The 12,916-nt window shown below is 67.7% G+C and carries 12 protein-coding genes; 7 read left to right on the top strand and 5 right to left on the bottom strand.

Translation table 11 applies throughout. From position 1 onward, the window contains the following. Window positions 1-144: 144 nt before the first annotated feature. A complete protein-coding gene (locus tag A5753_RS09105; protein ID WP_197694644.1) occupies window positions 145-972 on the bottom strand; it encodes a crotonase/enoyl-CoA hydratase family protein in 828 nt (275 codons plus the stop codon). Between the two features lie 70 nt (window positions 973-1,042). On the opposite strand from A5753_RS09105, the gene A5753_RS09100 reads away from it, so the two are divergent. Genes A5753_RS09100 through A5753_RS09085 form a run of 4 tightly spaced genes read left to right on the top strand, consistent with a single transcriptional unit; the run spans window position 1,043 to window position 5,905 of the window. Beyond that, a complete protein-coding gene (locus A5753_RS09100; protein WP_067126046.1) occupies window positions 1,043-2,695 on the top strand; it encodes an acyl-CoA synthetase in 1,653 nt (550 codons plus the stop codon). Between the two features lie 28 nt (window positions 2,696-2,723). Continuing rightward, on the top strand, window positions 2,724-3,491 hold the full coding sequence (locus A5753_RS09095; RefSeq protein WP_067126031.1) for a fructosamine kinase family protein: 768 nt from the start codon (window positions 2,724-2,726) through the stop codon (window positions 3,489-3,491). 39 nt (window positions 3,492-3,530) lie between these two features. Continuing rightward, the gene (locus A5753_RS09090) at window positions 3,531-4,358 is read left to right on the top strand and encodes an amidohydrolase family protein (protein WP_067126028.1); all 828 of its coding nucleotides are present in this window, start codon (window positions 3,531-3,533) and stop codon (window positions 4,356-4,358) included. Continuing rightward, window positions 4,355-5,905: an acetolactate synthase large subunit gene (locus tag A5753_RS09085; protein WP_067126025.1), complete on the top strand. Its 1,551-nt coding sequence runs from the start codon at window positions 4,355-4,357 to the stop codon at window positions 5,903-5,905. The genes A5753_RS09090 and A5753_RS09085 overlap by 4 nt, the downstream gene beginning before the upstream one ends. On the opposite strand, the gene A5753_RS09080 is transcribed toward A5753_RS09085, so the two are convergent. The 4 genes from A5753_RS09080 to A5753_RS09065 all read right to left on the bottom strand — a co-directional run bounded on the left by A5753_RS09080 (window position 5,891) and on the right by A5753_RS09065 (window position 10,533). Next, a complete protein-coding gene (locus A5753_RS09080; protein WP_067126023.1) occupies window positions 5,891-6,604 on the bottom strand; it encodes a hypothetical protein in 714 nt (237 codons plus the stop codon). The two genes, A5753_RS09085 and A5753_RS09080, sit on opposite strands and share 15 nt — an antisense overlap. 78 nt (window positions 6,605-6,682) lie before the next feature. After that, the gene (gene fadD17 / locus A5753_RS09075; RefSeq protein ID WP_067126021.1) at window positions 6,683-8,194 is read right to left on the bottom strand and encodes a long-chain-fatty-acid--CoA ligase FadD17; all 1,512 of its coding nucleotides are present in this window, start codon (window positions 8,192-8,194) and stop codon (window positions 6,683-6,685) included. A 5-nt stretch (window positions 8,195-8,199) separates the two neighbouring features. Next, complete coding sequence (locus tag A5753_RS09070) at window positions 8,200-9,297, bottom strand: acyl-CoA dehydrogenase family protein (protein ID WP_067126019.1); 1,098 nt, start codon at window positions 9,295-9,297, stop codon at window positions 8,200-8,202. Window positions 9,298-9,351: 54 nt separating this feature from the next. After that, window positions 9,352-10,533 carry an acyl-CoA dehydrogenase gene (locus A5753_RS09065; protein WP_067126016.1) on the bottom strand — a complete coding sequence of 394 codons (1,182 nt, stop codon included), beginning with the start codon at window positions 10,531-10,533 and terminating at the stop codon, window positions 9,352-9,354. A 212-nt stretch (window positions 10,534-10,745) separates the two neighbouring features. Between A5753_RS09065 and A5753_RS09060 the strand changes: the two genes are divergently transcribed. The 3 genes from A5753_RS09060 to A5753_RS09050 all read left to right on the top strand — a co-directional run bounded on the left by A5753_RS09060 (window position 10,746) and on the right by A5753_RS09050 (window position 12,898). Continuing rightward, the gene (locus A5753_RS09060; RefSeq protein ID WP_007772497.1) at window positions 10,746-10,937 is read left to right on the top strand and encodes a ferredoxin; all 192 of its coding nucleotides are present in this window, start codon (window positions 10,746-10,748) and stop codon (window positions 10,935-10,937) included. A gap of 45 nt (window positions 10,938-10,982) precedes the next feature. Continuing rightward, the gene (locus A5753_RS09055; protein WP_067126014.1) at window positions 10,983-11,897 is read left to right on the top strand and encodes a 3-oxoacyl-ACP reductase; all 915 of its coding nucleotides are present in this window, start codon (window positions 10,983-10,985) and stop codon (window positions 11,895-11,897) included. A gap of 236 nt (window positions 11,898-12,133) precedes the next feature. Further along, window positions 12,134-12,898 (top strand): ABC transporter permease, encoded by a 765-nt coding sequence (locus A5753_RS09050; RefSeq protein WP_067126012.1) that lies wholly within the window; start codon window positions 12,134-12,136, stop codon window positions 12,896-12,898. Window positions 12,899-12,916 lie beyond the last annotated feature (18 nt).

Below are 12,916 nucleotides of genomic sequence, written 5' to 3'. Positions count from 1 at the left end.
AAACCCGCCCGAAACGCGGCCGTGTGTGAAGGTGCGGCGAAGAGACGGGCCGGCCGGATGACGGGAGGGGGGCGCCCGCCGGTCAGCGGGAGGGGACGGGAGCGGGAGAGGGAGAGGGTCGCTGGCCGCCTAGCGGTCCGCAGCCTAGCGGTTTTTGAAGTGGGGCTTGCGCTTCTCGGCGAACGCCCGGGGGCCTTCCTTGGAGTCCTCGGAGAGGAACACCGGGATGCCGTTGGCGGTGTCGGGCTTGAAGGCCTCTTCTTCGTGCATGCCCTCGGTCTCGCGGATCGTCTTGAGGATCGCCTGCACGGCCAGGGGTCCGTTGTTCTCGATGACCTCCGCGATCTCGAGCGCCTTGGTCAGCGCCTGCCCGTCGGGGACGACATGGCCGATCAGGCCCATATCCTTGGCCTCGGCAGCGGTGATGTGCCGTCCGGTCAGCAGCAGGTCGCACGCCACGGTGTAGGGAATCTGGCGCACCAGGCGGACGGCGGACCCGCCCATCGGATACAGGCTCCACTTGGCCTCGGAGATGCCGAATTTGGCGCTCTCACCGGCGACCCGGATGTCGGTGCCCTGCAGAATCTCCGTCCCTCCGGCGATGGCCGGGCCCTCGACAGCGGCGATCAGCGGCTTTTTCAGCCTGCGGCCTTTGAGTAAGGCATCGATTCGCGACGGGTCGTAGCTGCCGTCCTTGAACGACTCACCCGGCGGCTTCTGGGTTGCCGCCTTGAGGTCCATGCCCGCGCAGAAGTAGCCACCGGCGCCGGTCAGGATGCAGACCCGGATGTCGTCGTCGTTGTCGACGCGGTCCCAGGCCTGGACCATGATTTCCATCATCTCGGTGCTCAAAGCGTTGCGGCGGTGCGGCCGATTCATGGTCACGATGAGCGTGTGACCACGCTGTTCCACCAGCGCGTCGGGTCCGGTTTCCCCGTTTTCTGTGTTTGCTGGGGTTCCGGCATTCTCCACGGTCACGGCTACCGCCTTTCCCTCGACAATCGGCACGAGCTTGCCTCGAAATGTAACACGTTCTAATTTGGTGGCCGTGGCCTTGAATATTGCCGACCTTGCAGAGCACGCCATCGACGCAGTGCCCGAGCGTGTCGCCCTGATCTGCGGCGACGAGAAGCTGACCTATGCCCAGCTGGAAGAGAAGGCCAACCGCCTGGCTCACTACCTGATGGAGCAGGGGGTGAAAAAGGACGACAAGGTCGGACTCTATTGCCGCAACCGCATCGAGATCGTCATCGCGATGCTCGGCATCGTCAAAGCGGGCGCCATCCTGGTCAACATCAACTACCGCTACGTCGAGGGCGAGCTGCGCTACCTGTTCGAGAACTCCGACATGGTCGCGCTGGTGCACGAGCGCCAGTACTCCGACCGGGTGGCCAACGTGTTGCCCGATACACCCAACGTCAAGACGATCCTGGTCGTCGAGGACGGCAGCGACAACGACTTCGGCCGCTACGGCGGCGTCGAGTTCTACTCGGCGATCGCGCAGAGCTCACCGGAGCGCGACTTCGGTGAGCGCAGCGCGGACGACATCTACCTGCTGTATACGGGTGGCACGACGGGATTTCCCAAAGGCGTGATGTGGCGCCACGAGGACATCTACCGGGTGCTGTTCGGTGGAACCGACTTCGCCACAGGCGAATTCGTCAAGGACGAATACGACCTGGCCAAGGCCGCGGCCGCCAACCCGCCGATGGTCCGCCACCCGATTCCGCCGATGATCCACGGCGCCACCCAGTCGGCCACCTGGATGTCCATCTTCTCCGGCCAAACCACCGTGCTGGCACCGGAATTCAACGCCGACGAGGTGTGGCGCACGATCCACGACCACAAGGTGAACCTGCTGTTCTTCACCGGCGACGCAATGGCGCGACCGTTGCTCGACGCGCTGCTGGCTCACCAGGACGAGGGCAACGAGTACGACCTGTCGTCGCTGTTCCTGCTCGCCTCCACCGCGGCGCTGTTCTCGCCCAGCATCAAGGAGAAGTTCCTCGAGCTGCTGCCCAACCGGGTAATCACCGACTCCATCGGATCCTCGGAAACCGGATTCGGCGGCACCAGCATCGTCGCGAAGGATGCGCCGCACGCCGGTGGCCCGCGCGTGACGATCGACCACCGCACCGTCGTCCTCGACGAGGACGGCAACGAGGTCAAGCCCGGCTCCGGTGTGCGCGGCTTCATCGCCAAGAAGGGCAACATCCCGGTCGGCTACTACAAGGACGAGAAGAAGACCGCCGAGACGTTCAAGACATTCAACGGTGTGCGGTACGCCATCCCCGGTGACTGGGCGACCGTCGAGGAGGACGGCACCGTCACGATGCTGGGCCGCGGCTCGGTGTCGATCAACAGCGGCGGCGAGAAGATCTACCCCGAGGAGGTCGAGGCCGCGCTCAAAGGCCACCCCGACGTCTTCGACGCCCTGGTGGTCGGTGTGCCCGACCCTCGGTACGGGCAGCACGTGGCCGCCGTCGTACAGCCCCGGCCGGGCGCCCGGCCCGCGCTGTCGGACCTGGATAGCTTCGTACGCTCCGAGATCGCGGGCTACAAGGTGCCGCGCAGCCTGTGGCTGGTTGACGAGGTCAAGCGCTCGCCCGCGGGCAAGCCCGACTACCGCTGGGCCAAGGAGCAGACCGAGGCCCGCCCGGCCGACGACGTGCACGCCGCCCACGCCACCGCGTGATTCGTTTGCAGCGCTAGGCCCGCGCGGTGTGACCGACTTCGTCAAGCACCGGGCGGGCGCGCCCGCCGGCTTCTTCGCCTGGGAAGCCGCAGGGCTGCAATGGCTTTCCGCCGCCGAAGGTGGCGTGCCGTGCGCGCACGTCGTTTCCGTTGACGACGCGAGCCTGACCTTGCGGCGCCTTCAATCCGTCAGCCCGACACCCGAGGCCGCGCACGCGTTCGGCGGCCGGCTGGCCGTCACGCACGACGCCGGCGCCGCCGCGTTCGGCGCCGCACCGGACGGCTGGGACGGGCCCGGCTTTTTCGGACCGTTGTCGCAGCCCTTGCCGCTGTCGCTGCGCCGGCACCACAGCTGGGGCGAGTTCTACGCCGGGGAACGCCTGGGTCCGATGGCCGAACTCGCGGCCCCGCGGCTCGATACCGCCACCCGCGACGCCGTCGACTCCGTCGTGAATCGTTGCCGTGCAGGCGATTTCGACGACGACGACCGGCCGGCCCGGCTGCACGGCGACCTGTGGAGCGGCAACGTGATGTGGACGCCCGCCGGTGTCGTGCTCATCGACCCGGCCGCACACGGCGGCCACCGCGAGACCGATCTGGCGATGCTCGCGCTGTTCGGCTGTCCGCACTACGACACAATCATCGACGCCTACCAGCGGGTGCGACCGCTACGGGCCGGCTGGCGCGACCGCACCGGCCTGCACCAACTCTTCCCGCTGCTGGCGCACGTCGTGTTGTTCGGCGGCGGATACGCCCGGCAGACGCTGGCCTGCGCCCGCGCGGCGCTGACCAGCTGACCTCGGCGCGCCGCCGGGGCCGGTCTAGAGTCCAATCGCATGACGATCGATGTCTGGATGCAACATCCGACTGCGCGGTTTCTGCGCAGCGACATGCTCGCATCCCTGCGGCGGTGGATGGGCGGGACGATCCCCGACACCGATGTTCCGATCGAGGCGACCCTGGCGTCGATGGACGCCGCCGGCGTGGGATTGGGTGTGCTCAGCGCCTGGCGCGGCCCGGGTGGAGAGGACCTGGTCTCCAACGACGAGGTGGCGCAATGGATTGCCGCGCACCCGGACCGGCTCGCCGGCCTGGCCGCCGTCGATCTGGACCGCCCGATGGAAGCGGTCCGGGAGTTGCGGCGCCGGATAGCCGAAGGGGGATTCGTGGGCCTGCGGGTGGTGCCGTGGTTGTGGAACGCCCCGCCCACCGATCGTCGCTACTATCCGCTGTTCGCCCAGTGTGTCGAGTCCGGGGTGCCGTTCTGTACCCAGGTCGGCCACACCGGCCCGTTGCGCCCGTCGGAGACCGGCCGGCCGATTCCCTACATCGACCAGGTTGCACTCGATTTCCCGGAGCTGGTGATCGTGTGCGGTCACGTCGGCTACCCGTGGACCGAGGAGATGGTCGCGGTGGCCCGCAAGCACGAGAACGTCTACATCGACACCTCGGCGTACACGATCAAGCGGTTGCCGGACGAACTGGTCCGATTCATGAAGACCGGCACCGGCCAACGAAAAGTGTTGTTCGGCACCAATTATCCGATGATCACCCACCAGCACGCGTTGGCGGGACTGGACGAACTCGGGCTGTCCGACGAGGCTCGCCGAGACTTCCTGCGCGGCAACGCCGAACGAGTTTTCCGACTGGAGGCAATCAAGTGAACGGCGCCCAGGCCCTGATCAACACCCTGGTCGACGGTGGTGTCGACGTGTGTTTCGCCAACCCGGGCACGTCGGAGATGCACTTCGTGGCCGCATTGGACGCCGTGCCGCGCATGCGCGGCGTGCTGGCGTTGTTCGAAGGCGTCGCCACCGGCGCGGCCGACGGCTATGCGCGCATCGCCGATCGCCCGGCCGCGGTGCTGCTGCACCTGGGCCCCGGGCTGGGCAACGGCCTGGCCAACCTGCACAACGCGCGTCGCGCGCGGGTGCCGATGGTGGTGGTCGTCGGCGACCACGCCACCTATCACAAAAAGTACGACGCCCCACTGGAATCCGACATCGACGCGCTCGCCGGCACCGTCTCGGGCTGGGTGCGCCGGACCAGCGACGCCTCCCAGGTCTCGGCCGATGCGGTCGAGGGCATCGCGGCCAGCCGGTGGGGTTCGCAGATCTCGACGCTGATCCTGCCCGCCGACGTGTCGTGGTCCGAAGGGGCCCAACTGTTCTCCAACCTGGAGGCACAACCGACGGGCGCCGATCCGATGCTGGCGCCCGAGGTGCTCGAGGTGCTCCGCTCCGGGGAGCCCACGGTGATCATGGTGGGCGGCGATGCCACCCGCCATGGCGGGCTGGCGGCGGCCACCCGCATCGCGGCGGCGACGGGTGCCCGCGTGCTGTGCGAAACCTTCCCGACCCGGCTGGAGCGCGGCGCCGGCGTCCCCGCCGTCGAGCGGCTCGCGTATTTCGCCGAGGCCGCCACCGCTCAATTGAACGGCGCCAAGCACCTGGTGCTCGCCGGCGCCAAGTCGCCGGTGTCGTTCTTCGCCTACCCCAACATGCCCAGCGACCTGGTTCCGGCCGGCTGCGAGGTGCATGTGCTCGCCGAATACAGCGGCGCCGCAGACGCTTTGATCGCCCTGGCCGATCAGATCGCGCCCGGAGCCGAGGCGCCGGTGGCGCCCGCATCGCGTCCACAGCTGCCGACGGGCCCGCTGACCTCCGCGTCGGCCGCCGACGTGATCGGGGCGCTGTTGCCCGAAGCCGCGATCGTGGTCGACGAGTCGAACACCTCGGGCGTGTTGCTCGCGGGGGCGACCGCCGGGGCGCCGGCGCACGACTGGCTGACCCTCACCGGCGGGGCGATCGGCTACGGCATCCCAGCGGCGGTCGGTGCGGCGGTGGCCGCCCCGCATCGTCCGGTGCTGTGTTTGGAATCCGACGGCTCGGCGATGTACACGATTTCGGGACTGTGGACCCAGGCCCGCGAGAATCTCAACGTGACCACCGTGCTGTACAACAACAGCGCCTACGACATCCTCCGAATCGAGCTGCAACGCGTCGGCGCCGGGTCGACCCCCGGGCCCGAAGCGCTCGCGCTGCTCGATTTATCGGGCCCCACAATGGATTTCGTGAAGATCAGCGAAGGCATGGGGGTGCCCGCCCGGCGCGTCACCACCGCCGAGGAACTCGCCGATGCGCTGCGCGCCGCCTTCGCCGAACCCGGGCCGCATCTGGTCGACGCCGTGGTGCCGTCAATAACGGGCTAGCGTCGGCAGCCGGCTCAGCAGCCAGCCCGTCATCGTATCGACCACGTCGACGCCCGTCTCGAACGCGCCGTCATCCGCGTCCGCCGCGAGCGCCACTCCCCACTGGCCGGATGGGGTGGGAACGATGCCAAACTGGCGGACCAGGTATCCGCCATGTACGCCCGGCCCCCAACCGCCCTTCGCGGCAAGGCCTTTCGCCGCCAGTCCCCACTGATCGCCGGCGACCAGGCGTTGCATCAGATCAATCACTTCGACGGCGTCCGGGATGGTCGACAGCTCCGCGGCGAACCGCGCCTGCCGCTGCAAGCTCCACTCGGTTTGACCGAAAGCGGTGTAACCACGGCGAAGCCGTCGCGATTCGACCACGGTCGCGGTGTCGCCGCCCTCGGCCACCACGACCTGAACCCGCCGCGCGGCGTCCATCGGCTCGCCCAGCTGCGACCACAACTGCTCGGAGGCTCGATTGTCGGATTCGGTGATCGCCTTCACCGCCAAATCGCGGGCGCCCAGCCAATCGTTGCGCAGCGCCGCTATCGCCAGGGGCACCTTGATCGTCGACCACGCCACGCCCGACCACCAGCTGCCCAGCGAAAACGTTCTGTCCGGGCGGGCGATTGCGACGCCGACGTTCGCCGGCACCGCGGCGGAAAGCTGTTCGAAGCTCGCTTCCAGCGCGAGTTCCAGAGGCCGTGCGGTCATGCCCGGGTTTCCACGGCCAAGCCGGCGACCACTTCGCGCGTTTTCATCAAGCGCTGAGTTTACTGCTCCGGCGGCGGGTCAACGGCGGATCTTCCACACCGGGTCGTCGCAGTCGACGCCCTGAGCAGCCAGCTGCCGCTTGAGGACCTTGAAGGTCACCGTCCGCGGGAGTTCGGCGCTGATCCGCACGTACGAGGGCCACTGCTTTGGCCCCAGGTCGGGCTGCTCGGCCAGGAAAGCGCGGAACTTCTCGTCGTCGAACTCGGTGCCCGGCGCCAGCACCAACGCGGCCATCACCTGGTCGCCGACCACCGGATCCGGCACCGGGTATACCGCGACCTCGGCGACCTCGGGGTGGCGCAGCAACACCCGTTCGATCGGGGCCGCGCCGAGGTTTTCACCGTCGACACGCATCCAATCACCCAGCCGCCCAGCGAAATACGCGTAACCGGCGTGGTCACGGTACGCCAGGTCACCGCTGTGGTACACCCCGCCGGCCATCCGCTCGGCCTCGGCCGTCACGTCGTTGTAGTAGCCCTCGAAACGCCCCGGCCCCGCCGTGTTGACCAGTTCGCCGACCACACCGGGCGGGCACGACGAGCCGGTGTCGGGATCGATGATGTCGATGCCGTCGGGAAGCGGGCCCAGGGAACCAGCCGGCGTATCGGGCGTGCGCGCAATGGCCACGCCGCCTTCGGTGGAGCCGAACCCGTCCTGCACGACACACCCGAACCTGCGCCCGAACCGCTCGATGTCGTCCGGCACGCCCTCGTTGCCGTAGACCGCGCGCAGCGGGTTGTCCGCATCGTCGGGCCGCTCCGGCGTGGCGAGCACATACGACAGGGGCTTGCCCACGTAATTCGCGTAGGTGGCACCGTAGCGGCGCACATCGACGATGAAGTTCGAGGCGGAAAACTTGCGCCGCAACGCCATTGAGCCCTGGCAGGCCGCCGCCACCGCCCAGCCGACCAGCACCGCGTTGGAGTGAAACAGCGGCATCGACACGTAGCAGACGTCGTCGCTGCCGAGGCCGAAGCGCTGCGTCATCGTCACGCCCGCGATCGCGACCTTGCCGTGGCTGCACTTGACGGCCTTCGGCTCGCCGCTGGTGCCCGACGTGAAGATCAACATGAACAGATCCGCCGGCGAGGCCGCCTGAAACGAGATCGGCGCGTCGTGCTGCGCGGCGACCTCGTCGGCCCACGCGGGTGAATCGGCATCCAGGTGCTCGATGTCGCCCAGCGTCGCAGACGAATTCGAGTCGGCCAGCACCAATTGGCAATCGGCGCGGGCGATGTCGCGGCGCAGCGCCTCGCCGCGGCGCACCGGGTTGAGCCCGACGGGCACGATCCCCGACAGTCCCGCGGCCACCAGCATCGCCGAGAAGAACGGAGTGTTCTCCAGCAGCACGCCGACATGCGGTGGCCGGCTGGGGTCGAGCCGCGCATGCAACGCCGCGGCGATCGCGGCACCGTGCTGTAGGTGTTCGCGCCAGCTGGTGAACGAGTCTTCGAAGTAGATACCCCGATCGTCGATCTCGGTCAGCGGCGCCAGCAGCTTGGTGACCGTCAGGTCATCGGCGAGTTCCATTGCGCCTAAGCGGGCGTCTCGGCCAGCTCCCGGCCGATCCGGCGCAGCTGGCCGATGGCACCGCCCAGGGCGAACTCGGTCTCCTTGGCCGCCAGGAAGTAGCGGTGCGCGGGGTGATCGGTGTCGACGCCGACGCCGCCGTGCACGTGCACGATGGTGTGCGCTACCCGGTGACCGGCGTCCGCCGCCCAGAAGGCCGCACTGGCGACGTCGATCTCGGCCGGGATGTCTTCCGAGACCCGCCAGGCCGCTTGGGTGAGCGTGAGCCGCAGCCCCTTGACGTCGATGTAGCCGTCGGCCAGTCGCTGCGAAACCGCCTGAAAGCTGCCGATCGGGCGGTCGAACTGCTCGCGCTCGCGCGCGTATTCGGCCGTCATCTGCAGGCCCCGCTCGAGCACCCCGAGTTGAAAAGCGCTGCGGCCCAAGGCGCCCAGCGTGCTAAGCCACGTCGCGACATCGGCGCCGCCGACCTTGCGGCTCTCGGTCACCTGCGTCCCCTCCAGCGCGAGATGCCCGACGCTGCCCAGGCCGGTGGTTTCCAGCGCGGTCACCGTGACGCCGGGATCGTCGGCGGCGACCAGGAAAACCGCGGTGCCGGAGTCGGTTTCGGCGGGAACCAGGAAAGCGTCGGCCACCGGGCCGAAGCCGACCTGGGTGCGGGTTCCGGTCAGCCGATAGCCGGCGCCGGCACCTACCGCCTGCACCGGGCCCTCGCCCATCTCGCCGTCGAGGGCGACGCTGAGCGTCTTCTCGCCGTTGACCGCGGGCACGCCCCAGCTCTGTTGCAGCTCTTCGGAGCCGAATCGGGCCAGCGCTCCGGCGCCCAGCACCACCGACTCCAGGTAGGGCACCGCGGCCAGCTGGCGTCCCAGCGCGACCAGGATCGCGATCTGCTCGAGCGCCCCGAAGCCGTCGCCGCCCAGCGACGAGGCCGACGCGCTGGACAGGATGCCGGCGTCGATCAGCTTCCGCCACAGGTCCCGGTCGAACCGCTGATCGAGCCCGTCGAGCTCACGCTGGTGTTCGGGTGTGCATACCGAGTCCACGATGGTGTCGACCAGGTTGCCGAGGTCGTTGGCCGCTTCGGTGGTGGTGAAATCCATGAACGTCCGTCCTTACTATTGCGTAGCGGCTCAGCGGCTCAGCGGCTCAGCGGCTCAGCGGTTCCGGGGCAGGCCGAGTGCGACCATGCCGATGATGTCGCGCTGCACTTCGTTGGTGCCGCCGCCGAAGGTCAGGATCAGGCAGGCCCGGTGCATTCGCTCGACGCGGCCGGCCAGCTTCGAGCCGGGCGAATTCTGACGCACCGTCGCCGCGGTACCGAGCACTTCCATCAGCAGCCGATAGGCCTCGGTGGCCAGCTCGGTGCCGTACACCTTGGCCGCCGACGCGTCGGCAGGTGACAGGGCTTCGCTTGCCGCCGATGCGAGTTCCCAGTTGATCAGCTTGAGCACTTCGGCTTTGGCGTGCACGCGGGCCAGGTTGATCTGCACCCACTCGGAGTCGATCAGCCGGGCGCCGCCGGGGTCCTTGGTGTTCTGCGCCCATTCGCGGACCTCGCGCAGGGCCAGGAAGATCGGTTGCGCCGAGACCAGTGCGACCCGCTCGTGGTTGAGCTGGTTGGTCACCAGTTTCCAGCCGCCGTTCTCCTCGCCGATCAGGTTCGTCACCGGGACGCGCACGTCGGAGTAGTAGGTGGCGCTGGTGTCCACGCCGGCCATGGTGTGCACCGGCGTCCAGGAGAAGCCCTCGGCGGTGGTCGGCACGGTCAGCATTGAGATGCCGCGGTGCTTCTTGGCCTCGGGATTGGTGCGCACCGCCAACCACACCCAGTCCGCGTAGGCGATCAGGCTGGTCCACATCTTCTGGCCGTTGATGACGTAGTCGTCGCCGTCGCGCACCGCGCTGGTGCGCAGGTTGGCCAGGTCGGTGCCGGCGCCCGGCTCGGAATAGCCGATGGAGAAGTGCAGTTCGCCGGCCGCGATCTTGGGCAGGAAGAACTTCTTCTGTTCCTCGGTGCCGAACGCCATGATGGTCGGCGCCACGCTGTTGATCGTCAGGAACGGCACCGGCACGCCGGCGATGGCGGCCTCGTCGGTGAAGATCAGTGAGTCCATCGGGGAGCGGTCCTGGCCGCCGTATTCCGTGGGCCAGTTCAGCGTGAGCCACCCGTCCTTGCCCATCTGCGCGACGGTGTCGCGGTAAGCGGTGCCCGTCCCGACCTCGCCGCCGCCCGTCGAGGTCAGCGCCTCGCGGCGCTCCGGGGTCATGAGGGTGGTGAAGTACGACCGCAGCTCGCGACGCAGCTCCTCCTGTTCCGGGGTGTAACTGATGCGCATTTCGGCCGTCCTTCAAGTCAACGACGTTCGGAGTAGCAAGCCTCGTCACAGGCTGCAGCTCGACCAACGGCTACCCGTTCGCCTCCCCGGTTGTAACACGTTCTAGTCTGGGAATCCAGCGACCGTTTCCCCTGCGGTGTCGGGGTCCTATGGTGGACCTACTTAGTGATGAGGCGAGTCCTGCGGTGAAGGCCAGGTTCAAGGAGGGTGCTGTGCGGGTGATCGTGGACCGTGACCGGTGCGAAGGTAATGCAGTGTGCTTGGGAATTGCCCCGGATATCTTCGACCTGGACGACGAGGATTACGCCGTGGTGAAGCTCGACCCGATTCCCGCCGATCAGGAGCAACTGGCCGAGCAGGCGATCGCCGAATGCCCGCGGGCGGCACTTCAGCGCGGCGACTGATCCGAGCCCAGAGCGCGTAACTGAGAAACTAGAGGTATTCATAAATTGACTAGCAGCACGAACGCGACCGATCTGTCCGGAAAGGTCGCGGTGGTAACCGGTGCGGCCGCGGGCCTGGGACGCGCCGAGGCGCTCGGCCTGGCGCGCCAGGGCGCGACCGTCGTTGTCAACGACATCGCCGCGGCGTTGGATGCCTCCGACATCATCGACGAAATCAACTCCGCCGGTTCGAAGGCCGTCGCCGTGGCGGGCGACATCAGCGAACGGGTCACCGCCGACGAATTGGTTGCTCAGGCCGACTCGCTGGGTGGCCTCGACATCGTGATCAACAACGCCGGGATCACGCGCGACCGGATGCTGTTCAACATGTCCGACGAGGAGTGGGATCTCGTCATCGCCGTGCACCTGCGCGGTCACTTCCTGCTGACCCGCAACGCGGCGACCTACTGGCGTTCCAAGGCCAAGGCCGCCGGCGGCCAGGTCTTCGGGCGCATCGTCAACACCGCTTCGGAGGCCGGGCTGGTCGGGCCGGTCGGGCAGGCGAACTACGGCGCCGCCAAGGCGGGCATCATTTCGCTGACCCTGACGGCCGCGCGGGCGCTGGGCCGCTACGGAGTCTGCGCCAACGCCATCTGCCCCCGCGCGCGCACCGCGATGACGGCCGACGTCTTCGGCGACGCACCCGAGGTGCAAGCCGGAGGTGTCGACCCGTTGTCACCCGAGCACGTGGTCAATCTGGTGAAGTTCCTGTCGTCCCCGGCGGCCGCCGAGGTGAACGGTCAGGTGTTCATCGTCTACGGTCCACAGGTGACATTGGTCGCTGCGCCCACCGCGGAACGCAAATTCGTCGCCGACGGCGCCGCCTGGGACGCCGCGCAGCTGAGTTCGACACTGCAGGATTACTTTGCTGGCCGTGATCCTGAGCACAATTTCTCCGCCGGCGCGCTGATGGAGCAATAGCCCCGAAAACCGGGTTAATAGGCCGAAACCGCCAGGTAGAACGTGTGTCAGTTTGGCACCTGCCAAGCGCTTCTGACCTGGCAAATTAACGGTTCAGATACGGAAGTGCTGTTCATTGACATGGTGAACTTGTTCTGAGTTAATATGATCCGGCTCACACCGAGCCAGGTGGGACCGTAAACGACGCAAAGGCCAGACATAGACTTCGCCGAGACCAAACCGAGGGGGGGACCGCGTTGAGGGAACAACTTGCGGTTCCCGCCCGCGCCGTCGGCGGATTTTTCGAAATGATGTTGGATACCGGCCGAGCGGCTTTCCGCCGGCCGTTCCAATTCGGTGAGTTCCTCGATCAGACCTGGATGATCGCGCGCGTCTCGCTGGTCCCCACGCTGCTGGTATCCATCCCGTTCACCGTCCTGGTGGCGTTCACTCTCAACATCCTGCTGCGCGAGATCGGCGCCGCCGACCTGTCCGGCGCCGGGACGGCGTTCGGAACCATCACCCAGCTGGGTCCCGTGGTCACCGTGCTCGTCGTGGCCGGTGCCGGCGCCACCGCGATCTGTGCCGACCTCGGCGCCCGCACCATCCGCGAAGAGATCGACGCGATGCGGGTGCTCGGCATCGACCCGATCCAGCGGCTGGTCGTGCCCCGCGTGCTGGCCTCCACCGTGGTGGCGCTGCTGCTCAATGGATTGGTTTGCGCCATCGGCCTTTCCGGTGGCTACGTCTTCTCCGTCTTTCTGCAGGGCGTCAACCCCGGCGCGTTCATCAACGGATTGACCGTGCTTACCGGACTGCGCGAGCTGGTGCTGGCCGAAGTCAAGGCGCTGCTGTTCGGCGTGATGGCCGGCATGGTGGGCTGCTACCGCGGCCTGACCGTCAAGGGTGGGCCGAAAGGGGTCGGCAACGCGGTCAACGAAACCGTGGTCTACGCCTTCATATGTCTGTTCGTGATCAATGTGGTGATGACCGCCGTCGGCGTGCGAATCTCGGCGAAGTGATGGGACGGGAAGCACGCA

It is taken from the genome of Mycobacterium sp. 852002-51971_SCH5477799-a (assembly GCF_001667145.1).
Classification (GTDB): domain Bacteria; phylum Actinomycetota; class Actinomycetes; order Mycobacteriales; family Mycobacteriaceae; genus Mycobacterium.
This window is presented reverse-complemented; position numbering and strand designations above follow the sequence as displayed.

What these genes read in the sequence shown, in the direction of transcription:
- A5753_RS09080 (WP_067126023.1), bottom strand. Translation starts at nt 6,604, where the DNA reads ATGACCGCACGGCCTCTGGAACTCGCGCTGGAAGCGAGCTTCGAACAG.
- A5753_RS09070 (WP_067126019.1), bottom strand. Translation starts at nt 9,297, where the DNA reads ATGGATTTCACCACCACCGAAGCGGCCAACGACCTCGGCAACCTGGTC.
- A5753_RS09065 (WP_067126016.1), bottom strand. Translation starts at nt 10,533, where the DNA reads ATGCGCATCAGTTACACCCCGGAACAGGAGGAGCTGCGTCGCGAGCTG.
- A5753_RS09090 (WP_067126028.1), top strand. Translation starts at nt 3,531, where the DNA reads ATGACGATCGATGTCTGGATGCAACATCCGACTGCGCGGTTTCTGCGC.
- fadD17 (WP_067126021.1), bottom strand. Translation starts at nt 8,194, where the DNA reads ATGGAACTCGCCGATGACCTGACGGTCACCAAGCTGCTGGCGCCGCTG.